23 protein-coding genes are annotated in these 21,726 nt (G+C 72.8%); 16 read left to right on the top strand and 7 right to left on the bottom strand.

Going from position 1 to position 21,726, the window contains the following annotated elements; all coding sequences use genetic code 11:
- Window positions 1–69: 69 nt before the first annotated feature.
- From ABD292_RS03580 to ABD292_RS03555, 6 genes are all read left to right on the top strand, one after another.
- The gene (locus ABD292_RS03580) at window positions 70–1,419 is read left to right on the top strand and encodes a cellulose binding domain-containing protein (RefSeq protein ID WP_344205151.1); all 1,350 of its coding nucleotides are present in this window, start codon (window positions 70–72) and stop codon (window positions 1,417–1,419) included.
- Window positions 1,420–1,430: 11 nt separating this feature from the next.
- Window positions 1,431–2,678, top strand: coding sequence for an extracellular solute-binding protein (locus ABD292_RS03575; RefSeq protein ID WP_344205150.1), 1,248 nt, complete (start codon window positions 1,431–1,433; stop codon window positions 2,676–2,678).
- Window positions 2,678–3,562 (top strand): carbohydrate ABC transporter permease, encoded by an 885-nt coding sequence (locus ABD292_RS03570; RefSeq protein ID WP_344205149.1) that lies wholly within the window; start codon window positions 2,678–2,680, stop codon window positions 3,560–3,562. Before ABD292_RS03575 ends, ABD292_RS03570 begins: the two co-directional genes overlap by 1 nt.
- Complete coding sequence (locus tag ABD292_RS03565; RefSeq protein WP_344205147.1) at window positions 3,559–4,377, top strand: carbohydrate ABC transporter permease; 819 nt, start codon at window positions 3,559–3,561, stop codon at window positions 4,375–4,377. The genes ABD292_RS03570 and ABD292_RS03565 overlap by 4 nt, the downstream gene beginning before the upstream one ends.
- A gap of 85 nt (window positions 4,378–4,462) precedes the next feature.
- The gene (locus tag ABD292_RS03560; protein ID WP_344205146.1) at window positions 4,463–5,008 is read left to right on the top strand and encodes an RNA polymerase sigma factor; all 546 of its coding nucleotides are present in this window, start codon (window positions 4,463–4,465) and stop codon (window positions 5,006–5,008) included.
- Window positions 5,005–5,907, top strand: coding sequence for a hypothetical protein (locus ABD292_RS03555; RefSeq protein ID WP_344205145.1), 903 nt, complete (start codon window positions 5,005–5,007; stop codon window positions 5,905–5,907). The genes ABD292_RS03560 and ABD292_RS03555 overlap by 4 nt, the downstream gene beginning before the upstream one ends.
- Window positions 5,908–6,003: 96 nt before the next feature.
- Here ABD292_RS03555 and ABD292_RS03550 read toward each other — a convergent pair whose 3' ends face one another.
- A complete protein-coding gene (locus tag ABD292_RS03550) occupies window positions 6,004–6,984 on the bottom strand; it encodes an N-acetylglucosamine kinase (RefSeq protein ID WP_344205144.1) in 981 nt (326 codons plus the stop codon).
- 79 nt (window positions 6,985–7,063) lie between these two features.
- Here ABD292_RS03550 and ABD292_RS03545 point away from each other — a divergent pair, with 79 nt between their 5' ends.
- The 6 genes from ABD292_RS03545 to ABD292_RS03520 are packed head-to-tail and all read left to right on the top strand — an operon-like array spanning window position 7,064 to window position 12,846.
- On the top strand, window positions 7,064–7,933 hold the full coding sequence (locus ABD292_RS03545) for a MurR/RpiR family transcriptional regulator (RefSeq protein ID WP_091092422.1): 870 nt from the start codon (window positions 7,064–7,066) through the stop codon (window positions 7,931–7,933).
- Window positions 7,934–8,668, top strand: coding sequence for a sugar isomerase domain-containing protein (locus ABD292_RS03540; RefSeq protein ID WP_344205142.1), 735 nt, complete (start codon window positions 7,934–7,936; stop codon window positions 8,666–8,668). It abuts the gene before it with no gap.
- 36 nt (window positions 8,669–8,704) lie between these two features.
- Window positions 8,705–10,114 carry an N-acetylglucosamine/diacetylchitobiose ABC transporter substrate-binding protein gene (gene ngcE, locus ABD292_RS03535; RefSeq protein ID WP_344205141.1) on the top strand — a complete coding sequence of 470 codons (1,410 nt, stop codon included), beginning with the start codon at window positions 8,705–8,707 and terminating at the stop codon, window positions 10,112–10,114.
- A complete protein-coding gene (locus ABD292_RS03530) occupies window positions 10,114–11,025 on the top strand; it encodes a carbohydrate ABC transporter permease (protein ID WP_344205140.1) in 912 nt (303 codons plus the stop codon). Before ngcE ends, ABD292_RS03530 begins: the two co-directional genes overlap by 1 nt.
- Window positions 11,026–11,027: 2 nt before the next feature.
- Entirely contained in the window at window positions 11,028–11,942 is a 915-nt protein-coding gene (locus ABD292_RS03525; protein ID WP_344205138.1) for a carbohydrate ABC transporter permease, read from the top strand.
- 58 nt (window positions 11,943–12,000) lie between these two features.
- Entirely contained in the window at window positions 12,001–12,846 is an 846-nt protein-coding gene (locus tag ABD292_RS03520; RefSeq protein ID WP_344205136.1) for a phosphotransferase family protein, read from the top strand.
- 7 nt (window positions 12,847–12,853) lie between these two features.
- Here ABD292_RS03520 and metE read toward each other — a convergent pair whose 3' ends face one another.
- A complete protein-coding gene (metE, locus tag ABD292_RS03515) occupies window positions 12,854–15,016 on the bottom strand; it encodes a 5-methyltetrahydropteroyltriglutamate--homocysteine S-methyltransferase (protein ID WP_344205135.1) in 2,163 nt (720 codons plus the stop codon).
- 81 nt (window positions 15,017–15,097) lie between these two features.
- On the opposite strand from metE, the gene ABD292_RS03510 reads away from it, so the two are divergent.
- Window positions 15,098–15,946, top strand: coding sequence for a LysR family transcriptional regulator (locus ABD292_RS03510; RefSeq protein ID WP_344205134.1), 849 nt, complete (start codon window positions 15,098–15,100; stop codon window positions 15,944–15,946).
- 13 nt (window positions 15,947–15,959) lie between these two features.
- On the opposite strand, the gene ABD292_RS03505 is transcribed toward ABD292_RS03510, so the two are convergent.
- Entirely contained in the window at window positions 15,960–16,547 is a 588-nt protein-coding gene (locus tag ABD292_RS03505; RefSeq protein WP_344205133.1) for a CGNR zinc finger domain-containing protein, read from the bottom strand.
- Window positions 16,548–16,662: 115 nt separating this feature from the next.
- Here ABD292_RS03505 and ABD292_RS03500 point away from each other — a divergent pair, with 115 nt between their 5' ends.
- The 3 genes from ABD292_RS03500 to ABD292_RS03490 are packed head-to-tail and all read left to right on the top strand — an operon-like array spanning window position 16,663 to window position 18,203.
- Window positions 16,663–17,115 (top strand): VOC family protein, encoded by a 453-nt coding sequence (locus tag ABD292_RS03500; protein ID WP_344205132.1) that lies wholly within the window; start codon window positions 16,663–16,665, stop codon window positions 17,113–17,115.
- An 8-nt stretch (window positions 17,116–17,123) separates the two neighbouring features.
- Entirely contained in the window at window positions 17,124–18,002 is an 879-nt protein-coding gene (locus ABD292_RS03495; protein ID WP_344205130.1) for a pyridoxamine 5'-phosphate oxidase family protein, read from the top strand.
- Between the two features lie 9 nt (window positions 18,003–18,011).
- The gene (locus tag ABD292_RS03490; RefSeq protein WP_344205128.1) at window positions 18,012–18,203 is read left to right on the top strand and encodes a ferredoxin; all 192 of its coding nucleotides are present in this window, start codon (window positions 18,012–18,014) and stop codon (window positions 18,201–18,203) included.
- A gap of 13 nt (window positions 18,204–18,216) precedes the next feature.
- Here the strand turns inward: ABD292_RS03490 and ABD292_RS03485 are convergent, their stop codons facing one another.
- From ABD292_RS03485 to ABD292_RS03470, 4 genes are read right to left on the bottom strand one after another with little or no spacing between them, the layout of a single operon-like run.
- On the bottom strand, window positions 18,217–18,825 hold the full coding sequence (locus ABD292_RS03485) for a hypothetical protein (RefSeq protein ID WP_344205127.1): 609 nt from the start codon (window positions 18,823–18,825) through the stop codon (window positions 18,217–18,219).
- Window positions 18,822–19,436 (bottom strand): RNA polymerase sigma factor, encoded by a 615-nt coding sequence (locus ABD292_RS03480; protein ID WP_344205126.1) that lies wholly within the window; start codon window positions 19,434–19,436, stop codon window positions 18,822–18,824. The genes ABD292_RS03485 and ABD292_RS03480 overlap by 4 nt, the downstream gene beginning before the upstream one ends.
- 46 nt (window positions 19,437–19,482) lie before the next feature.
- A complete protein-coding gene (locus ABD292_RS03475) occupies window positions 19,483–20,154 on the bottom strand; it encodes a pentapeptide repeat-containing protein (protein ID WP_344205125.1) in 672 nt (223 codons plus the stop codon).
- A 3-nt stretch (window positions 20,155–20,157) separates the two neighbouring features.
- Window positions 20,158–21,714, bottom strand: coding sequence for a glycoside hydrolase family 3 protein (locus tag ABD292_RS03470; protein ID WP_344205123.1), 1,557 nt, complete (start codon window positions 21,712–21,714; stop codon window positions 20,158–20,160).
- Window positions 21,715–21,726 lie beyond the last annotated feature (12 nt).

Raw genomic sequence — 21,726 nt, 5'->3', positions numbered from 1 at the left:
CGGCCTGATCACCCTGCTCCTCCTGGCCTCGCCACGGGGCCAGTCCGGCATGCAAGGAGACACCCCCCAATGTCCAGAAAAGTCGCCCAAATCGCTCTCTCCTTAGCCCTCCCGCTCGTCCTCCTCGTCGGCGCCCTCGTCACCCCGGCCGGCGCCGCCCAAGCCGTACGCCTCCAGTACCGCACCAGCGCCCCCGGCGCGACCACGGCCCAGGCCGAGCCCTGGTTCAAGCTCTTCAACGACGGCACCACCACCATCCCGCTCAACCAGGTCGTCATCCGCTACTACCTCACGGGCACCGAGACCTACCGCTTCGCCTGCTCCTGGGCCGTGGTGGGCTGTTCGACGGTGACCGGCAGGTTCGTCCGCCAGTCGGGCGCGGACCAGTACCTGGAGGTCGGCTTCACCTCGGGCGCCCTCGCCCCCGGCGCCGACACCGGCGACCTGCAACTGCGCTTCTACCGCGCCGACTGGCAGTCGTTCACGCAGAGCGACGACTACTCCTACGGCCCCGGCACCGCGTACGCGAACTGGGACAAGGTGACCGTCCACGTCAACGGCGCACTCGCCTGGGGCAAGCCCCACGGCACCGAGCCGACGCCCACCATCACGCCGACCGGCCCCGGCTCGACAGGGGTGCTGTTCGACGACTTCACCTACTCGGGCCCGTCCGACCCGCTGCTCGCCCAGCGCGGCTGGACCGTACGCTCCAGCTCCGGCGGCCCCGGCGTGCCCGGCGCGACCTGGTCGCCGTCGGCCGTCTCGTTCCCCGGCGGCCTGCTGACCCTCGACTCCACCACGAACGGCACCGCCTCCGGCACCGTGCAGGCCGAGCTGTCCACCGCGAACCGCAAGTTCTTCGAGGGCACCTACGGCGCCCGCGTCCGCTTCACCGACGCGCCCACCAGCGGCCCCGACGGCGAGCACGTCGTGCAGACGTTCTTCACCATCACCCCGCTCCGCTTCAACCTGGACCCCGACTACGGCGAGCTGGACTTCGAGTACCTCCCCAACGGCGGCTGGGGCGAGCCGTCGAACATCCTCTACACCACGAGCTGGGAGACCTACCAGGGCGAGCCCTGGCAGGCCGTGAACACCCACACCGAGGAGCGGGCGAGCTTCGCGGGCTGGCACGACCTGGTCATCCAGGTCTCCGGCGGCCGGATCCGTTACTACGTGGACGGCCGGCTGTTCGCCGACCACGGGGACATCTACTACCCCGAGACCCCCATGTGGATCATGTTCAACCAGTGGTTCATCGATCTCCAGGCGGCCACCGGCACGCGTACGTACCGCCAGCAGGTCGACTGGCTCTACTACAGCAAGAACGAGGTCGTCCCGCCCGCCGACGTGGTGAGCCGGGTCGGCGCCCTGCGCGCCGCCGGCACCGCCTTCCGCGACACCGTTCCCAACTCCTAAGAGGAAGCGCCATGAACAACCGCATCCTGGCGCTGGCGGCCGTGTTCGCGCTGACCGCCTGCGGAGCCACGGAGCAGCCCCGGAACGACGCGGGCCCGGTCAAGCTGACCGTCTGGATCATGGACGGCAGCGTCACGCAGGACCTGCTGAAGTCGTTCGAGACCGAGTACGAGGCCGCGCACCAGGGCATCGACCTCGACCTGCAGATCCAGGCGTGGGACGGCATCGGCGAGCGCGTCACCGCCGCCCTGGCCAGCACCGACGCCCCCGACGTGATCGAGGTCGGCAACACCCAGGTCGCCCAGTACTCCGCCAGCGGCGGCGTCACCGACCTGACCGCCAAGATCGCCGAGCTGAAGGGCGAGGACTGGCTGCCCGGCCTGGCCCAGCCGGGCAACGTCGACGGCCACCAGTACGGCATCCCGTGGTACGCCGCCAACCGCGTCGTCGTCTACAACAAGGACCTCTGGGCCAAGGCCGGCGTCAAGGAGCCGCCGAAGACCCGCGACGAGTGGCTGGAGGTCACCGCCAAGCTCGACCGGGGCGGCGACCAGGGCATCTACCTGACCGGCCAGACCTGGTACGCCCTGGCCGGCTTCGTCTGGGACGAGGGCGGCGACCTGGCCGTCCAGGAGGGCGGCAAGTGGAAGGGCGCCCTCGACACCCCGCAGGCCCTCGCCGGCATGGACTTCTACCGGCGGCTCCAGGCGCTCGGCAAGGGCCCGAAGGACGCCGACGAGGCCAACCCGCCGCAGCACGAGGTGTTCGCGCAGGGCAAGGTCGCCCAGATCATCGCCGTGCCCGGCATCGCGGCCCGCGTGCTGGAGGTCGAGCCGAAACTGGCCGGCAAGATGGGCTTCTTCCCCATCCCCGGCAAGACGGCCGACAAGCCGGGCACGGTCTTCACGGGCGGCTCCGACCTCATCGTCCCGGCCGCGTCCAAGCGGCAGGAGGAGGCGTACGAGCTGGTCAAGGCCCTGGCCGGGGAGAAGTTCCAGACCGAGCTGGCCAAGGCGATGAGCTTCGTGCCGAACCGCACCTCGCTGGCCGGCGTCCTCGCCGGCGACGAGGGCACGGCGGCCATGGCCGCGGCGGCCGCGGGCGGCCGCGCCACCCCCAACACCCCCAACTGGGCCGCCGTCGAGGCCACCTCGGTGATCAAGCAGTACATGACCGCCGTGCTCACCGGCGCCGACCCCGCGACGGAGGCGAAGAAGGTCTCGGCGGCCATCACCACGACCCTGAACAGCGGATCCTGATGCGGGAGCGCACTTCCTCGCTCTGGCCCTACCTGCTCATCGCGCCCGCGGTGGCAGGCGGGGCCTTCCTGCTGCTGTATCCGCTGCTCAAGGCGGCGGTGATCTCGTTCCAGCACTTCCGGATGGGCGAGCTGATCCGGGGCGGCGCGACCCTCGCGGGCCTGGACAACTACGCCGAGCTGCTGGCCGGCGAGGAGTTCTGGCGGGTGCTGTGGCGCACCGTGGCCTGGACGGCGATCAACGTCGTGCTCATCGTGACGCTGTCCACGGGCGTGGCCCTCATGCTGGTACGGCTGGGCCGCGGCCTGCGCCTGGCCCTGATGAGCGCGCTGGCCCTCGCCTGGGCCACGCCGATCATCGCGGCCACGACCGTGTTCCAGTGGCTGTTCCAGTCGGAGCTGGGCGTGGTCAACTGGCTGCTGGTCACGCTCGGGTTCGACTCCTTCCGCGGCTACACCTGGTTCGCCGACGGCACGGCCACGTTCGCGGTGCTGGTGATCCTCGTGGTGTGGCAGTCGGTGCCGTTCGCCGCGCTCACCCTCTACGCCGGGCTCACCACGATCCCGTCCGAGCTGTACGAGTCGGCGCGGATCGACGGCGGCACCGGCCCGCAGATCTTCATGAAGGTCACCCTGCCGATGCTCAGGCAGCTCTTCGCGCTGGTCGCCTCGCTGGAGGTGATCTGGGTGGCCAAGTGCTTCCCGCAGATCTGGGTGCTCAGCCAGGGCGGCCCGGACGGCGCCACCACGACCCTGCCGGTGTACGCGTTCAAGGTCGCCCGCGTGCTGCACCGCTACGACCTCGGCTCGGCGGTCGCCATGCTCACGGTGGTGCTGCTCGCCGTGGCCCTGGTCAGCAACCTGCGAAGGATGGTGCGCCAATGAGGCGGCTCCTGCTCAACATAGCGGCGCTGGCGGTGCTCGCCACGACGATCTTCCCGGTCTACTGGATGTTCCTGACCGCGTTCAAGCCGACCAGGGACATCCAGTCGGCCACCCCCACGTTCTGGCCGGCGCACCCGACCCTGGAGCACTTCGTCACCGCGATCGAGGCGCCGGGCTTCTGGGTCTACTGGCGCAACAGCCTCGTGGTGACGGGGGCGGCGGTGCTGATCGCGCTGGTGGTGGCGTTGCTGGCGGCGTTCGCGGTGGCGCGGATGCGATGGCGGGGGCGCTCGGCGTTCGTGGTCGCGGTGTTCGCCGCGCAGATGGCGCCGTGGGAGGCGCTGCTGGTGCCGGTGTTCATCATCGCCCGCGACAGCGAGCTGCTGGACTCGCTGGCCATGCTGACCGGCGTCTACTTCATGATCACGCTGCCGTTCACGATCGTGACGCTGCGCGGGTTCCTCGCCGCCATCCCGGCGGAGCTGGAGGAGGCGGCGCAGGTGGACGGCTGCTCGCGGCTGGTGGCCTTCCGCCGGGTGATCTTCCCGCTGCTCGCGCCGGGGCTGATGGCGACCTCGCTGTTCGGCTTCATCACGGCCTGGAACGAGTTCGCCTTCGTCAACGTGCTCATCATCAAGGACCAGGACAAACGGACGCTGCCGGTGTGGCTGTCGTCCTTCCGCGACGTCTTCGGCACCGACTGGGGCGCCACGATGGCGGCGGCGAGCCTGTTCGCGCTGCCCGCGCTGCTGCTCTTCCTGTTCCTGCAGCGGCGGGTGGGCACCGGGATGACGGCGGGGGCGGTCAAGGGCTGAAACAGGGCGAAATGCCGGCGCGGTCGGCGACATGTAGAGGGTGTCCCGCCACCGACCCCGAGGAGGCCGACCATGGGAACCGCCCGTGGATAATGACCGGAAGATCCGGTTCGAGGCCGTCTACAGACAGACGTACGACCGCATCCTGGGCTACGCCGTCCGCCGATGCGACTCCCCCGAGGACGCCGCGGACGTGGTGGCCGAGACCTTCGCCATCGCCTGGCGGCGCGTGGACGCGCTGCCGCCAGGCGAGGAGGCCCGGTTGTGGCTCTACGGCGTCGCCAGGAACGTGCTGGCCAACCACCGCCGCGGCGAGCACCGCCGCCACGCCCATGTGGTGGCGTTCGACGCCGGCCTCGCCGACCTGTACGCCCGCGCCCCCTCGCCCGCCCACGACCTGCCCGCCGACCTGGAGGCGGTCGCTCAGGCGCTCGCCGTGCTGTCGGACGACGACCGCGAGCTGATCTCGCTGGTCGCCTGGGAGGGGCTGGACCACGGCGAGATCGCCGCCGTCCTGGGCTGCTCGCGCAACGCCGTGCGCATCCGGCTGCACCGGGCGCGCCGGCGGCTGACCAAGGCGCTGGCCGCGGCCGGCGTCCCCGCAGGCCGCATCGTGATGGAGAGCGTATGAACGAGTTGACGCGCCTCGCGCGGGTGCGCGACGAGGAGCTGACCGGGCAGTCGTCCACCGAGGGGGCGCGGGCCCTGCTCGCCGCGATCACCGCCGGGCAGGTGGAGCCGGCTCCGGCCCCCCGTTCCCGCCGGCTCGGGACACCGGCCAGGCGGCTCCTGGCGGGGGCCGCCGCCACCGCCGTGCTCGCCGCCGGGGCGGTGCTCGGCCCGGCCCTGCTCGCCGGTCCCGGCGGCACCGCCGTCTACGCCAGCACCGAGCTGGACATCACCAGGGAGGGCGGCGAGTGGGTGGCCCGCGTCAAGGACGCCTACGCCCAGTACGACGCCTACACCCGGGGGTTCGCGGCCGTGGGCCTCGACGTGCACCTGCAGATCGTGCCGGCCGGGCCGAGCCGGGCCGGTGGCGTGGTGCAGATGGGGGTGGCGAGCGCGGGCGGCGCCACGCGAGGGAGCACGGGGATGAGGACCGACAGCGAGCCGTCGGGATGCGTCGTGGGGCGGCCCGGCTGTGTGCTGGTGATCAGGCTGCCGGTCACGTTCGAGGGGCGGGCCTGGGTCAAGCTCGGCCGGTCCGCGCGGCCGGGGGAGGCGTACGAGGCTCCGGGACGCGCGGACGCCAAGGGCGAGCCCCTGGAGGGCGTCGCGATCGGCGGGCGGACCGTGGGCGAGGTGAGCGCGGCGGCGCGGGCCCGTGGCCTGGAGGTCGTCTACCAGCTCATCACGCCGCGCCCGCACGGCGGTTTCTCGGCGCGGCCGGGAGAGGAGGCGTCGGGGGTGGGACCCGGCTGGTACGTCTGGGACGCCGAGTCCATCCGCGACGGCGCGGTCCGCCTCCTGGTGACGAAGGAGCACCTGGCGAGGAACCCGGTCCGCGGCGACGCGTTCCCTACAGAGTGAGCCCGGTGAAGGCGCCGGGGTGTGCCCTACGGGCTGAGCCCGGTGAAGGCGCCGGGGTGCCCTACGGAGTGAGCCCGGTGAAGGCGCCGGGGTGCCCTACGGGCTGAGCCCGGTGAAGACGGCGTGGCGCGCCTTCGCCGCGTCGCCCAGCAGGGGGCGGGCCGCCAGCCAGGCGGCCGCGCCGGCCGCGTCGCGGGCCGTGCCGACCGGCACGCCGGGCAGCCGCGCGGTCACGGCCGCGCGCACCGGGCCCTCGCTGGTCAGCACGCTGCCGGCGAGCACCACCGGGCCGGAGACGTGCACCCGGCGCAGCGTCGCGGCCAGCCGGTCGGCGGCGTCCTCGACGATCGTGACGGCCATCGGGTCGCCCGCCGCGGCGGCCCGGCTGACCAGCGCGGCGAGGGTGGCCAGCCGCATGTGGTCGGCCTGCGCCAGCCGGACGATCCGCGCGGCGACCGCGCGCGGCGTGTCCGGCCGCTCGGCGCCGAGGAAGTCGCGCGCGACCAGGGACACGAGCCGGTCCGCCGGGTCGTCCACGGCCGTGACCGGCAGGCCGCGGTCGAAGGCGTCGACCACGGCCATCGCCGCCGCGCGCCCGATCCAGAACCCGGAGCCGGCGTCGGCCAGCAGCCAGCCCATCGCGTCGGCGACGGCGTCGAGCCGGAACCCGGTGATCCTGGCCGCCGCCGCGCCGGTGCCGGACAGCAGCAGCGCCCCGTCGGGCTCGGCCGAGCCGGCGACGTACCCGATGAGCAGGTCGCCCTCGCACTGCGGCCCCTCGGCGACGCCATGGTCGGCCCAGACCTTCGCCAGCTCCGGCGTCAGCTCGGGCACGTGCCCGGCGACCCCGGCCAGCGAGGCCGCCACCCGCCCGCTGTCGAGCCCGTCGAGCGCGGCCGACAGCGCGTCCCGGATGGCGGCCACCGCCTTGGCCATTCCGTGGGCGGTGGGGTTGCCCGCGCCGGCCCGCGCGTAGCCCACCCGCGTGCCGTCCAGCGTGTGCACGGCGACCCGGGTGGAGGTGGCTCCGGCGTCCACGCCGATCACCAGCGCTTCGCCCACTCCCGATTTCGTCACGGTCCGAGTCTGGGGGTTGACTACGCCGGTTAGCAAGAATAATTTTCGCCGCAAGGCCGGGTATTCGGAAGGAATATTCGTGACTTCAGGTGCGCTCGGACGCGTCGAGACAGAACTACCCGGTTTGCCGGAGGCGTTACGCCGGGTCGGCGAGGTGATACTCGGCGACCCCGCCGAGGCCGCGCGATCGACGATCATCGCGCTGGCCGAGCGGGCCGGCAGCTCGCCCGCGACCGTGACCAGGTTCTGCCGGGCCTTCGGCTTCTCCGGTTACGCCGAGCTGCGCGTGGCGCTCGCCACCGAGACCGGCCGGGCCGCCCAGGCGGGCTGGGGTGCGGGCGTGGGCCACGAGATCGGTCCCGACGACCCGCTCGACAGCGCCATCGAGGTCATGGCCGCCGCCGACACCCGCCTCATCCAGGACACCGCCGCCCAGCTCGACCTGGACACCGTGGCCAGGGTCGCCGACGCGATCGTGGCGGCTCCCCGGGTGCTCCTGGTCGGCGTCTCCACCAGCGGCGACGTCGCCAGGATGCTGGAGGGGCGGCTGCGCAGGATCGGCGTCCCCGGCTGGAGCGCGGGCGACGCCCACGTGGCCCTGGCCGAGGCGGCGCTGCTCAAGGAGGGCGACGTGGCGGTCGGCGTCAGCCACCGGGGCCGCACCCGCGAGGTCATGGAGGCGCTGGCCGAGGCGGGCAGCCACGGCGCGCTGACGGTCGCGGTCACCTCCTTCCCGCGCAGCCCGCTGGCCGAGCTGGCCGACCTGGTGCTGACCACCGCCAGCAGGGAGACGACGTTCCGGCTGGGCGGGCTGGCCGCCGTCCACTCGCAGGTCTTCGTGCTGGACGCCGTGTACGTGGCCGTCGCCCAGCGCACCTACGAGCGTACGAACGAGGCGTTCGAGCGCACGATCAGCGCCGTGGAGAGTCACCGGGTGGAGAGAGGCTGAATGTCGTACGTCAACGAGGTCCTGGAGCTGGCCCGGCGGGTCGCCGAGAGCCAGGCGGAGCCCGTCAGGCGCGCGGCCGCGCTGCTGGTGGCCGCGCTCAGGGCCGGCGGGGTGGTCCAGGCGTTCGGCTCGGGACACTCCGAGGCCATCGCCATGGAGATCGCCGGACGGGCCGGCGGCCTCGTCCCGAGCAACCGCCTCTCGCCCCGCGACCTGGTCCTGTACGGCGGCCACCCGCCGGGCGTGCTCACCCCCGAGCTGGAACGCGACCCCGCCGTCGCGCACGAGATCTACGCCCTCGCGCCGGTCGCGCCGGAGGACGTGTTCGTGCTGATCTCCAGCTCCGGCATCAACGGCGCGGTCGTCGAGCTGGCCAGGCTCGTCAAGGACCGCGGCCACACCCTCATCGCCCTGACCTCGGTCGCGCACAGCACCGGGATGACCTCGCGCCACCCGTCAGGGGCCAAGCTCATGGACCTGGCCGACGTCGTGCTGGACAACGGCGCGCCGTACGGTGACGCGATCCTCGACCTGCCCGGCGGCGGCAGCTACGGCGCGGTGTCCACGATCACCTCGGCGCTGCTGGCACAGCTGGTGGTCACCGAGGCGGTGGACGAGCTCGTCGCGCTGGGGGAGACGCCCCCGGTCTACCTGTCCGTGAACGTGACGGGCGGTGACGAGCACAACAAGGCCCTGGAGAGCCGCTACCAGGGCCGCATCAGACGCGGAGCGTGACGATCCGCGAATCGTAGGAAGTCAGGAGTAGTCGTTATGCCCACCCCCCATATCAGCAGGCGTGAACTCCTCCGTGGCGCGGCCCTCGTGCCCGTGGCCGGCGCGCTCGCCGCGTGCGCCACCCCCGCCGCCAAGCCCGCGGCGTCCGGCTCGGCCGCGCCGGTCGCGACCAGCGCCGCCAACCCGTTCGGCGTGGACGGCAAGAAGCCGCTGGAGGTGTGGATCTTCGACGGCGGCTTCGGCCAGGACTACGCCAAGAACATCCACCAGCCGCTGTTCGCCGCCAAGTACCCCGGCGCGCAGATCAAGCACAACGCGACCAAGGAGATCACCAAGGTCCTCCAGCCGCGCTTCGCCGGCGGCAACCCGCCCGACGTGATCGACAACTCCGGCGCCAACGCCATGGACTTCGGCGCGCTCGCCCAGGACTCCCAGCTCCAGGACCTCACGCCGCTGCTCGACGCGCCGAGCTGGGACGACCCCAACGTCAAGGTCCGCGACACGATCGACCAGGCCGTCATCGACCTCGGCACCTACGACGGCACCTTCAGCGTGCTCGGCTACGTCAACTACATCTTCGGCATCTGGTACTCCCAGAAGGCGTTCCGCGACAACGGCTGGGAGGCGCCCAAGACCTGGGACGAGTTCCTCAAGCTCTGCGAGACCATCAAGAAGTCCGGCAAGATGGCGCCCTTCACCTACGCCGGCAAGTTCCCCCAATACCTGTACGAGCCGCTGCTCACCACGGCCGCCAAGATCGGCGGCAACGAGGTCCTGGTCAACATCGACAACCTGGAGGACGGCGCCTGGACCAGCGAGGCCATGAAGACCGCGGCCACCGCCTGGGCCGAGATCGGCGCCAAATACCTCATGGAGGGCACCCCGGGCCTCGACCACGTCCAGACCCAGACCGCCCAGAACAAGTACAAGGTCGCCATGCTGCCCTCCGGCTCCTGGCTGGAGAACGAGCAGAAGACCACGACCCCGGCCGACTTCGAGTACGGCATGTTCCCCATTCCCGACATCACCGGCTCCGACGCGATGCCGTACGGCACCCTGCACAGCCAGCCGAGCGAGAACTTCATCGTCCCGTCCAAGTCGCCCAACCCGCAGGGCGGCATGGAGTACCTGCGGGCCATGCTGTCGAAGAAGGCGGCCGGCGACTTCAGCGAGCTGGTCAAGACGGTCTCGGTGGTCAAGGGCGCGGGCGAGGGCCGTCAGCTCTCCCCGGGCGCGGCCAGCGCCACCAAGGCGTTCGCCGACGCCGGCCAGAACGTCGTCTACTACCGCTGGCAGACCTGGTACGCCCAGCTCAAGGACGAGGCCGTCGCCGCCACCGGCGAGCTCATGACCGGCGGGCTCAAGCCGGAGGCCTACCTGGAGCGCCTGCAGAAGAAGGCCGACGAGCTCAAGAAGGACTCCTCGATCAAGAAGTACAAGCGCTGATGCTGTTCAACAGATATCGCCGAGGGCTGTTCATCACCGCGTTCCTGGCAGCCCCGGTGATTCTCTACCTGGTCTACGTGATCTCGCCGTACGCCCAGGCGTTCTACATCGCGATGACCGACTGGCGGGGCGTGACGGCCACGCCCGCCTTCGTCGGCCTGGACAACTTCGTCCGGCTCTTCGGTGACGAGATCTTCTGGAAGGCCGTCACGCACAACGCGGCCCTGCTGGTGCTGCTGCCGCTGAGCACGATCGTCATCGCGCTGTTCTTCGCCTTCCTGCTCAACGTGGGCGGCGCGCAGGGCGTGACCGGCATCCGCGGGTCGAAGTTCTACCGGGTGGTGTTCTTCTTCCCGCAGGTGCTGGCCGTCGCCGTGGTGGCGGTGCTGTTCCAGCAGGTGTTCCGGCCGGACGGCAGCGGCATGCTCAACGGCCCGCTCATGGCGCTCGGCATGAAACCGATCGGGTTCCTGTCGGACCCGGACGTGGCCTTCTGGTCGGTGCTCGGCGTCATGGTGTGGCAGGCCGTCGGTTTCTACGTCGTGCTGTTCTCGGCGGGCCTGGCGAGCATCCCGCGTGACATGTTCGAGGCGGCGCAGATCGACGGCGCCGGCCGGGTCAGCCTCTTCTTCCGCATCACGCTCCCGCTGCTCTGGGACACCCTCCAGGTCGCCTGGGTCTACCTCGGCATCCTCGCCCTGGACGTGTTCGCGATCGTGTGGGTGATGACCGACCAGCACGGCGGCCCCGACTGGTCGACCACCGTCATGGCCGCCGAGATCTACCGCAACGCCTTCCAGTACTTCCGCTTCGGCTACGCCTCCGCGCTCGGCGTGATGATGTTCGTCTTCATCGTCGGGTTCTCCGTCCTGTCGCTGCGCCTGTCCAGGCGCGAACGAATCGAGTACTAGAGATGAGCACGACGACCTGGACGGTGGCGAACTCGCGCAGACTCGCCCGCGCCGAGCGCAGGCGGCGGCTCGGGCCGCTCAGCGTGCTCACGCATGTGGCGCTGCTGGTCTGGACGCTGCTGGTGATCGTGCCGATGGTGTGGACGTTCCTGGCCTCGGTCAAGAGCGAGGACGAGATCTTCGGCGACGCCTGGTCGCTGCCCGCCGCCCTGCGCTGGGACAACTTCGGGCGGGCCTGGGAGCAGGCGCACATCGGGCAGTACATGCTCAACAGCGTGGTCGTGGTGGCGTTCAGCACGTTCGGCACGATGCTCGTCGGGTCGATGGCGGCGTACGTGCTGGCCCGCTATCCCTTCCGCGGCAACCGGGCGATCTACCTGCTGTTCGTGTCCGGCCTGGCCTTCCCCGTCTACCTGGCGCTGACGCCGCTGTTCTTCGTCGTCCAGAACATGGGGAACCTGCCGGTCGTCGGGCCGTTCATCGGGCTCAACACGCACGCGGGGCTCGTGCTGGTGTACATCGCGTACTCGATGCCGTTCACCGTCTTCTTCCTGTCGGCCTTCTTCCGTACGCTGCCGGCGGCGGTGGGGGAGGCGGCCATGGTGGACGGGGCCTCGCACACGCGGGTGTTCTTCCAGATCATGCTGCCGATGGCGCGGCCGGGCATCGTCAGCATCACGATCTTCAACGTGCTGGGCCAGTGGAACCAGTACCAGCTCCCGCTGGTGCTGCTCCAGGAGCGGGACAAGTGGGTGCTCACCCAGGGCATCGCCGACATCTCGACCGCCGCCGGCTACGACCAGGACTGGTCGGCCCTGTTCGCCGCGCTGACCCTGGCCATCCTGCCGATGCTGGTCGTCTACACGGTCTTCCAGCGCCAGATCCAGGCTGGTTTGACGGCAGGTGCGGTGAAATAGGCCGGTCTGCGGGCAAATCGCTCGCGCGCCCGGCCCGTCCGGATCTAGGGTGCGGGGTGTGACAGGCGACATCCGCGCGTTGCTGGCCCGCCACCTCCCCGGCTACGAGGTCGGCTCCGTCCGCCCGCTCGGCCGGGGCCTCGACCACACCGTGCACGAGGTCAACGGCGAGCTGCTGATCAGGCTGCCCAAGGCGGCCGACCCCGAGGCGCTCCGCCAGGAGGTGGACCTCCTGGCGGCCGTCGCCGGGCTGTCGCCGCTCCCGGTGCCCGAGGTCGTCTTCGCCGACGCCGAGGTGGGCGCCCTCGCCTACCGCAAGCTGCCCGGCGAGCCGCTCAACACGTCCCCGGTGGAGCGGCCCGAGCGGCTCGCCGAGCCGCTGGGGCGCTTCCTCGCGGCCCTGCACGCCGCCGACACCACCCGACTGGGCGAGCTCGCCCCGCTCGACCTCTACCCGGCCGCGACCCTGCTGGAGGAGGCCGAGCTCGACTACCGCGACGTCGAGCGGCACGTCCCCGAGGACCAGCGTCCCCTGGTCGAGCGGTTCCTGGCCGAGGAGCCGCCGGGCGAGCCCCGCTCGCTGCGCTTCTGCCACAACGACCTGGGCGCCGAGCACATCCTGGTGGACCCGGCCACGGGCGCGGTGACCGGCGTCATCGACTGGAGCGACGCCGCCGTCACCGATCCCGCGCACGACTTCGCCCGCCTCTACCGCGACCTCGGCCCCGAGGTCTTCGAGCTGGTCGTCGCCCACTACCCCGGCTCCCTGGACGAGGACGACCGCGCCCGCGTGCGCTTCTACGCCCGCTGCGCGCTGATCGAGGACCTCGCCTACGGCCTCAGCACCGGCCCCCGCCACTACGCCGACGCCGCCCTCGCCCATCTGCCCTGGACGTTCGCCTGACCCTCGCTCAGACCTCGGCGCGCAGGCGGCGCGCGGCCGCGACCACGTTGGCGAGCGCCGCCTCCACCTGCTCGTACGTCCGCGTCTTCAGCCCGCAGTCCGGGTTGACCCACACCCGGCCGGCCGGCAGCGCCCGCAACGTCCTGCGCAGCAGGTCCTCGACCTCCTCGGCCGAGGGCACCCGGGGCGAGTGGATGTCGTAGACGCCCGGCCCGAGCCCGCGCCCGAACCCCTCCACCGCGCCCAGGATGCGCGCCCCCGACCGGGCCGACTCGATGGTGGTCACGTCGGCGTCCAGCCCGTCGATCGCGGCCAGGATCTGGTCGGCGTCCGAATAGCACAGGTGCGTGTGGATCTGGGTGCTGTCGCCGGCTCCCGAGGTGGCCCTCCGGTACGCCGCCACCGCCCACTCCAGGTATTCCTCCTGGGCCGCCCGCCGCAGCGGCAGCAGCTCGCGCAGCGCCGGCTCGTCCACCTGGATGATCGGCACCCCGGCCGCCTCCAGGTCGGCCACCTCCTCCCTGACGGCCTCCGCGACCTGGAACACCACATCGCGCAAGGGCAGGTCGTCGCGGCGGAACGACCAGGCCACGATCGTCACCGGCCCGGTCAGCATGCCCTTGACCGGCCGGTCCGTCAGCGACCGCGCGTACTCCGCCCACCGGACGGTGATCGGCGCCGGCCGGCGCACGTCGCCGTGCAGGATAGGCGGCCGGGTGCAGCGCGAGCCGTAGGACTGCACCCAGCCGTTCCTGGTGACCGCGAAGCCGTCGAGGCGCTCGGCGAAATACTGCACCATGTCGTTGCGCTCGGGCTCGCCGTGCACGAGCACGTCCAGGCCGAGCCGTTCCTGCAGCCGGATCGCCCGCTCGATCTCGGCCTCGACGCGCCGCTCGTAGGCGTCCTCGGCCAGGGTGCCCGCCGCGACGGCGGCGCGGGCCGCGCGCAGCTCCCCGGTCTGCGGGAACGAGCCGATCGTGGTGACCGGCAGCGGCGGCAGCCCGAGCCGCGCGGCCTGCGCCGCCGCCCGCACCGGGTACGGGGCCCGGCCCCCGGCGGGCGGCGGGTCCGCGAGCGCCACGGACGGGCCGCTCTCCTGGAAGCCGGCCGCGGGCAGGTCGTCCAGCGCCCCCGCGAGGGCCACGACCTCGGCCACCTTCTGGTCGGCGAAGGCGAGGCGGGCCCGCAGCCCCGGATCGAGCTCCGGCTCGTCCGCCACGTCGTGCGGCACGTGCAGCAGCGAGCACGACGTGCTCACCGTGACCCGCTCCGCCCCGGTCGCGGACAGGGCCGCCAGCGCGGCGAGCGCCCGCTCCGTCGGGGTCCGCCACACGTCCCGCCCGGACACCACGCCCGCGACCACGGTCTTGCCCGTGAGGTCGGCGGCGGGGACGCCGCCCCGCACCAGATCCAGGCCGATCGCCTCCACCGGCGTGGCCGCCAGCGCGGGCAGCGCCGCGCCCAGCTCCCCGAAGTACGACGCCACGAACAGCCGGGGCCGCGCCCGCACCGCGCCCAGCCGGTCGTAGGCGGTGCGCACGGCGGCCAGCTCCTCCGGCGTCCGGTCGGCCGCCAGCGCGGGCTCGTCGAGCTGCGCCCAGGCCACGCCCTCGGCGGCCAGCTCGCCCAGCAGCTCCTCGTAGAGGGGGAGCACGTCGTCCAGCCGGTCGAGCGCCCCGGCGAGCAGCACGAACGTCACCGGCCCCACGAACACGGGCCGGGTCTCGTAGCCGAGGGCGCGCGCCTCCCGGATCTCGCCGAGCGGCTTGGCGGCGTCCAGCTTGAGCGTGGTCTCCGGGCCGAGCTCGGGGACGAGGGAGTGGTAGTTCGTGTCGAACCACTTCGTCATCCGCAGCGGCGCGAGCCCGTCGGTGCCCCTGGCCATCGCGAAGTAGGGGTCGGCGGCCTCCCGGTAGCGCTCCGGCACCGCGCCCAGCAGCACCGCCGCGTCGAGCACGTGGTCGTACAGGGAGAACGTGTTGGACGGCAGCCCCTCCAGCCCCAGCCCGGCCAGCCGGTGCCAGGTCCGGGCGCGCAGCTCCGCCCCGGTCCGCTCCAGCTCGGCCCGCGTGCTGCGCCCGTCCCAGTACGACTCCAGCGCCCGCTTCAGCTCCCTGCGTGGCCCGATCCGCGGATATCCCAGCACGGTGGACGTCGGAAACGGCGTCATCTTGCCCTCGGCTTCCTCTTCTGCGTACGAGTGATCGCCGTGATCGTGCCGAGCCTGGGCCTGGTGGTGCACCATGGATCGATGCTGCTTATGCTCAGGGAGATCCACTGCTTCACGCGGGTCGCCGCCAGGCTGAGCTTCTCGGCCGCCGCCGCCGACCTGGGCATGTCGCAGCCGGCGATGAGCCAGGCCATCACCCGGCTGGAGCGCGCCTCCGGGGTCCGCCTCTTCGAGCGTTCGGCCCGCGAGGTACGCCTCACCGCAGCGGGCAAGGCCCTGCTGCCCTACGCCGAGCAGGCGCTGGAGTCGGTCGCCGCGTTCACCGCCGAGGCCGCCAGGCTCGCCCGTCCGATCATTCACCTGGCTTATCCACCGCTCGTCGGCACGCTCGCCGCCCGCGTCGTCCGCCGCCTGGCCGGGCGCACCCCGTCGATCGGGGTGGAGCTGCGGGCGGCCGGGCGTGCCGAGGCCGCGCGGGCGCTGGCGGCGGGCGAGGTCTCGGCGGCGATCCTGGCCACCCCGGCCCCGGCCGCGTTCGTCACGGCGGCCCGCTTCCACGTGACCGTCGACCACGTGGCGGTGCCGGCCGGGCACCGCCTGGCCGCCCGGCCCCGGCTGGCTCCTGACGACCTGGCGGGCCAGACCCTGCTCACCCCGTCCGCCCGCCCGTGGGCCGGGCTGCCCGGCCACGCGCGGCTGGTGCCCGACGACGACTTCGCCGCCGGGCTCGACCTGGTGGCGGCGGGCGCGGGCGTGCTGCCGATCCCGCAGCTCCTGGTCCGCGCCGTACGCAGGGACGACGTACGCTTCGTGCCGCTGGAGGCGGGGGAGCTGCGGATCACGTACGCGCTGGCGTGGTCGAGGGAACGGGTGACGCCCGAGCTCATGGCCCTGGTGCAGGCGGTCCAGGACGCCCTGTGGACCAGGTAGGGGGCCTGACCTCTCAGCCTTGCCGCACCTTGGCGTAGTGGCGGGCGGCGCGCGCCCGGTTGCCGCAGCCGGCTGAGCACCACTCGCGCCGCGTGGTGTCGCGGACGAAGTGCAGCACGCAGCCGGGGCCGTGGCAGGCGCGCAGCTCATGACGGAGCGGCCCGGCGAACAGGACGACGGCCTCCTCGGCGAGCGCGGCGATCGCGGCCGCGACAGGGCGGCCCGCGGTGCGGACCGCCAGGTGGGGTTCCGGAGCAATGCGCAGCTCGTGCCAGCGCGGGGTGCGGCTCGCGTGACGGTTCAGTGCCTCGACGGCGGCGGGGTCGGGGTCACGGCCGTCGACGGCCGCGACGGCGAGGGCCCGGACGGCGTCCCTGACCTCCCTGGCGGCGTGCAGGTCGCCGTCGCTCACCTCGCGCAGGTCGGCGTCGGTGAGCGGGACCGCCAGGCGCGGGCGCAGGTCGCGCAGCCACGCGGCCAGGTGCTCGATGCTCTGCAGGCCGTCCTTGGGGCGGCCCCGTACCGCGTACGAGGTGTTGGCGAGTTCGATCGGCGGCGGTTCGCCGAGGAGCGGGGCGCCGCCGCCTGCGAGGTGAGCCACTTCCACTTTTCTAACGCTACCGGCGAGTTGACACCATGAGAAATCGTCTGCGATATTTCTAACGCTTGAAGCGGCAGTCAGCCGTTAGAAATCGCGCTCACTCTGGAGATTCCTCATGACCACGCCGGCCCTGCAGACCGGGCACGTCGCCCTGAACGTGACCGACCTGGCACGTTCCACCGCCTTCTACCGCCAGGTCTTCGGCTTCGACACCCTGGCCGAGCAGACCGACGGCGAGCGGAGGTTCGCCTTCCTCGGCCGCGACGGCAGCCTCATCCTGACGCTGTGGCAGCAGAGCGGCGGCGCCTTCCCCGCGGATCGCCCCGGACTGCACCATCTGTCGTTCCAGGTGCCCGACATCGAGGCGGTCCGCCGCCACGAGGCCGTCCTGCGTGACCTCGGCGTGCGGTTCGCCTACGACGGGGTCGTCCCGCACGGCGAGGGCGCGTCCTCCGGCGGCGTCTTCTTCACCGACCCGGACGGCATCCGCCTGGAGATCTACGCGCCGACCGGCGCCGAGACCGCGGCGGCCCCCGTCCAGGGCGCCCCCACCTGCGGATTCTTCTAGGAGTTCACGTGTTCCATCGAGGCGAGCACGCCGTGCAGCGCCGCGCCGGTCTGACCGCCGACGGCTGGGGGTCGGCGGGCGTGGGCACGACCGTCCCCCAGGTGGCCGCGGATTTCCTGGGGCAGCAGCGCCTGGTGGTCGTCGCGGCCGTGGACGAGACGGGCGCCGCGTGGGCCGGCGCGCTCGCCGGCCCGCCGGGATTCGTCACCGTGCCCGACGACCGCACCGTCGTCGCCGACCGGCTGCCCGGAGAACCGCTCGCCGGCCTCTTCGGCGCCGAACGGCCGGTCGGCATGATCGCGATCGAGCCGGCCACCCGGAGGCGGATGCGGGTCAACGGCCGCGCCCACGACGACGGCGGCCGCCTGGTGCTCCACACCGAGCAGGTGTACGCGAACTGCCCGAAGTACATCCAGACCCGCGCCTACGTCGCCGACGCCCCCTCGACCGGAAGGTCGGTGCTCGTCAGCGACGCGCTCGCCGCCGAGCACCGGCGGTGGATCGCCGAAGCCGACACGTTCTTCGTGGCCACGTACGCGGCCGGGCTGGGCGTGGACGCCTCCCACCGGGGCGGCAACCCCGGTTTCGTCACCGTGACCGGCGACCGGCGGCTGACCTGGCCCGACTACGCCGGCAACGCGATGTACATGACGCTGGGCAACCTCGCAATCGAACCGCGCTGCGGGCTGCTCTTCCTCGACTGGGAGAACGGCCACACCCTGCACCTGACCGGCCGCGCCCGCGTGGACTGGGACACCGGCAGGGCGGCCGCCGTGCCGGGCGCGCAGCGCCTGGTCGACTTCGACGTCGAGAAGGTCGTCCACATCGCCGGCGACGTCCCCCAGAGCTGGTCGTTCGGCAAGTACTCCCGCTTCAACCCCAGCTGAGAGGCCACCATGCACGTCCGTGTCGACAGGACCCTGTGCCAGACCCACGCCCAATGCGTCTTCGCCGCCCCGGAGGTGTTCGCCCTCGACGACGATGACGAGCTGGTGTACGACGCCGCACCCGCCGACGCGTCGTGGCCCGCCGTCGAGCAGGCCGCCCGGGCGTGCCCCGTACAGGCCGTCCTCCTGGACGGGGACTGACCCGTGCGCCGCGTCAGCCGCCGACGCCGCCCGCCGGGCCCTCCTTCATCACGGGCCCGCCGGGGACGATCTCGCAGGGCGCCACCGGGCCGGTCGCGACTCCGTAGCGGGCGCTGAACATGCGGTTCTCTCCCTGTTCCTCGTACCACATGGTGTAGACGAACGTCTGCCCCGGCCCGATCTGCTCCGGATGCAGCCTCCAGTAGTCGTCCTCGCCTTCGGCCGGCGGGTCGCTGGTGAGCAGGGCGGGGTTGTCGGGAAGGTACGTGCCCCGAGGCTCCCTGCAGTCCTGGCCGGTGGGCAGGAAGGTGACGTCCGCCTGAACGCCGAGGTCGTGCAACCGGCGTTCGATCACCTCGGGATGCCGGTAGTCCGTGATGTAGAGCTTGATGGACCCGTCAGGTTCGCGGATCACCGCGTTCGCCGGGACGGCGCCCTGGCCCAGCGTCACGGGGACGCCGACCGCCAGGGCGGCGGCGACCGCGGTCGCCAGGGCGGCGAGGCCCAGCCGGTGACGGCGCGAGCGCACCGGCTGTTCGATCACGGTCATCAGATGGGCCTTCCTGAGCGCGTGCCGGGCCGCGGGAAGGTCGCGTTCCGCCGGTGGCCGGAGGTCGGTCACAGCTCCTCTCCCTTCTTGCGGAGCGCCGAGAGGCGCTCACTCCATCCGTGTCCGGGCCGTGGCCGGGGTTCCTTCTCCAGGAGGTCCTTCAGGCGGCTCCGCGCCCGCGACAGCCGCGACCGCACGGTGCCCACCGGGACCCCCAGGGCCACGGCCGCTTCCTCGTAGGTCAGCTCCGACCAGACGCACAGGGCCAGGACCTCGCGGTCCGCCTGCGGCAGCCGGTCCACCAGCGCCAGGATCGCGCGCATCCGGCGCTCGCCGTCGAGCCGCCCGGCGACGTCCTCGGCCGGGTCGGGCTCGTACGCCTGGGCGGGAAGCCGTTCCAGCGCCGCCCGGTGGCGGCGCAGCGACCGGTGCCGGTTGCGCAGCACGTTGTTGGCCACGCCGAGCAGCCAGGGGAGCGCGCTCTCGCGATGGATCCGCACCTCGCCGCGCCGCCGCCACGCCTCCAGGAACACCACCGAGGTGAGGTCCTCGGCGGCCGACCAGTCCGCGGTGCGGCGGAAGCAGTGGTTGTAGACGTCGTGCGCGTACCTGTCGAACAAGGCGCCGAAGGCCTCGCCGCTCCCTTCGGCCGCGCGGGACCATAATTCGAGATCAGTGCTCACGACTCGTCCGTGTCCGCACGCCGGCGCGGGTTCCCCGCGATCGGCGTCAGAGGACGGTGATGCCCCGGGCGGCGAGGATGGCGTTGGCCTGGGTCTGGTTGATCACCGCGCCCGCGAAGGCGCGCAGCTTGGCGTCGTCGGGCTGCCCGAGGTCGGCGCCCCGCAGGTCGGCCTTGGCGAACGTGGTGCCGAGCAGCCGGGTGCCGATGAAGCGGCAGTCGCTGAAGGTGGCGCCGGTGAAGTCGCAGCCCGACAGGTCGGCGTCGTCGAAGCGCACGCCCTCGACCAGCTCGCCCCGCAGCGAGCAGCCGCCGAGGTTGGCGAGGGTGAGGTTGGAGCGGGACAGCCGGAAGCCGGTGCCGCGCGAGGCGGTCAGCGAGGCGCCGATCATGCGGCAGCCGGTGAAGGAGGCGTCGGTGAGCAGCGCCCCGGCGAACTGGGCCGAGGACAGGTCGACGTCGGTGAAGGCGGCGTCGATGAGGTCGGCGTCGTTGAAGCGGATCCGCATCCCGCCTCCGCCGGTGAACACCGCCCCGTCGAGGTCGGCCCGGCGGAAGTCGGTCTGGTCGAGCACGCACGCCTCGAAGACGGCCCCGCCCAGCGAGGCGCCCCACAGGTCGGTCTCGGTGAGGTCGCAGCCGCGGAAGACGTGCGGCTCGCCGGGCGGCAGCCGCTCGCTCAGCGCCTTGCGTGAGAGGTCCTCGCCGTCGAACTCCACGGCTCAGAGCCTACCGGTCAGCACCTCCGCCGCCGCCTGGCCGCAGACCCGGGCCGAGCCGTACGTGGCGACGTGCGCCGCGCCGAGGTCCGCCCGCGCGGGCAGGCCCATCTCGACCACGACCGCGTCAGTGCGGGCGCTCAGCAGGTGCCGCAGCGCCTCGCCCTGCCAGGCGTAGCGGTGCGCGTCGCGGACCGCGATCACCAGCGGGCGGCCGGTCGCCGCGCCGAGCAGGCGCTCCAGCGCCGGGCCCGTCGCCTCGGCGGCGGTCAGCCTGGCGACGGTGGTGCCGGGCAGCAGGCGCGACAGCGGCTCGCCGACGCCCCACGGGGTGTTCTTGTCGATGGCGAGGTTCATCTCGGGCGCCAGCTCCACGACGGACGCCGGGCCGGACAGCGGCAGCACCGGGGCGGCGGAGCGGCGGGTCACCCGCACGGCCCGCCGCGCCGCGACCAGCCCTAGCCCACCGTCCCCTGAGTCGGTCCCGGTCGCCGTAGAGCCGCCCGGAGAGCCGCCCGTTGAGCCGCCCGGAGAGCCGCCCGTTGAGCCGCCCGTTGAGCCGCCCGAGGAGGCGGCGGCCCAGGTCGCCAGCTCGCGGACCCGGCGTGCGGCGTCGGCCAGCCGCTCCTCGGGCAGCAGTCCGTCGGCCACGGCGGCGGCGATCGCGTCGCGGATCTCCACGGCCGTCCCCTCGTCGGCCCGCTCGCCGCCCACGCAGATCGCGTCCGCCCCGGCGGCGATGGCGCGGGCGGCGGCGCCCCCGATGCCGTACGCCTCCGACACCGCCGCCATCTCGATGCCGTCCGTGATGATCACGCCGTCGAAGCCCAGCTCCTCGCGGAGCAGCCCGGTGAGCACCTTGGGGCTGAGCGTGGCGGGCAGCTCGGCGTCGTACGCCGGCACGAGCAGATGCCCCGTCATCACCGTCCTGACGCCCTCCTTGATCGCCTCGCGGAAGGGCAGCAGCGCGTCCTCGAAGCCGTCCCCGGCGACCACGGGCACGCCGTGGTGCGAGTCCACGGAGGTGTCGCCGTGCCCGGGGAAGTGCTTGGCGCAGGCCGCCACGCCCGCCGACTGGAGGCCCCGGACGAACGCCCGCGTGTGGCGGGCGACCAGCTCGGGCTCCGCGCCGAACGCCCGCAGCCCGATGACCGGGTTGTCCGGGTTGGAGTTGACGTCGGCGGACGGCGCGAAGTCGACGGTGATCCCGGCCCGCGCCAGGTCCGCGCCGAGGTCGCGGGCGACGGCCTCGGTCAGGGCCACGTCGTCCACGACGCCGAGCGCGTACGCGCCGGGCCGGCTGCTGCCGCCGGCCACCTCCAGGCGGGTGACCTCGCCCGACTCCTCGTCGACGCCGACGAGCACCAGGGGATTCTCGGCGCGCAGCGCGGCGGTGAGCGCGGCGAGCTGGCCGGGGTCCGCGATGTTGCGCGTGAACAGCGCCACCCCCGCCAGCCCCTCGCCGAGCCTGCGGCGGATCCAGTCGGGTGGCGTCCGCCCGGCGAAGCCCGGGAAGAGGACGGCGTCGGCGAGGCGCAGCAGGTCACCGCTCTGTGGCATGCCTCCGAATCT

The sequence above is a fragment of the Nonomuraea bangladeshensis genome (assembly GCF_039529455.1).
In the GTDB taxonomy this organism is placed as follows: Bacteria; Actinomycetota; Actinomycetes; order Streptosporangiales; family Streptosporangiaceae; genus Nonomuraea; species Nonomuraea bangladeshensis.
This window is presented reverse-complemented; position numbering and strand designations above follow the sequence as displayed.

What these genes read in the sequence shown, in the direction of transcription:
- ABD292_RS03555 (WP_344205145.1), top strand. Translation starts at nt 5,005, where the DNA reads ATGAACGAGTTGACGCGCCTCGCGCGGGTGCGCGACGAGGAGCTGACC.
- ABD292_RS03500 (WP_344205132.1), top strand. Translation starts at nt 16,663, where the DNA reads ATGACCACGCCGGCCCTGCAGACCGGGCACGTCGCCCTGAACGTGACC.
- ABD292_RS03570 (WP_344205149.1), top strand. Translation starts at nt 2,678, where the DNA reads ATGCGGGAGCGCACTTCCTCGCTCTGGCCCTACCTGCTCATCGCGCCC.
- ABD292_RS03490 (WP_344205128.1), top strand. Translation starts at nt 18,012, where the DNA reads ATGCACGTCCGTGTCGACAGGACCCTGTGCCAGACCCACGCCCAATGC.
- metE (WP_344205135.1), bottom strand. Translation starts at nt 15,016, where the DNA reads ATGACGCCGTTTCCGACGTCCACCGTGCTGGGATATCCGCGGATCGGG.
- ABD292_RS03575 (WP_344205150.1), top strand. Translation starts at nt 1,431, where the DNA reads ATGAACAACCGCATCCTGGCGCTGGCGGCCGTGTTCGCGCTGACCGCC.
- ABD292_RS03530 (WP_344205140.1), top strand. Translation starts at nt 10,114, where the DNA reads ATGCTGTTCAACAGATATCGCCGAGGGCTGTTCATCACCGCGTTCCTG.
- ABD292_RS03470 (WP_344205123.1), bottom strand. Translation starts at nt 21,714, where the DNA reads ATGCCACAGAGCGGTGACCTGCTGCGCCTCGCCGACGCCGTCCTCTTC.
- ngcE (WP_344205141.1), top strand. Translation starts at nt 8,705, where the DNA reads ATGCCCACCCCCCATATCAGCAGGCGTGAACTCCTCCGTGGCGCGGCC.
- ABD292_RS03525 (WP_344205138.1), top strand. Translation starts at nt 11,028, where the DNA reads ATGAGCACGACGACCTGGACGGTGGCGAACTCGCGCAGACTCGCCCGC.
- ABD292_RS03540 (WP_344205142.1), top strand. Translation starts at nt 7,934, where the DNA reads ATGTCGTACGTCAACGAGGTCCTGGAGCTGGCCCGGCGGGTCGCCGAG.
- ABD292_RS03510 (WP_344205134.1), top strand. Translation starts at nt 15,098, where the DNA reads ATGCTGCTTATGCTCAGGGAGATCCACTGCTTCACGCGGGTCGCCGCC.
- ABD292_RS03565 (WP_344205147.1), top strand. Translation starts at nt 3,559, where the DNA reads ATGAGGCGGCTCCTGCTCAACATAGCGGCGCTGGCGGTGCTCGCCACG.
- ABD292_RS03580 (WP_344205151.1), top strand. Translation starts at nt 70, where the DNA reads ATGTCCAGAAAAGTCGCCCAAATCGCTCTCTCCTTAGCCCTCCCGCTC.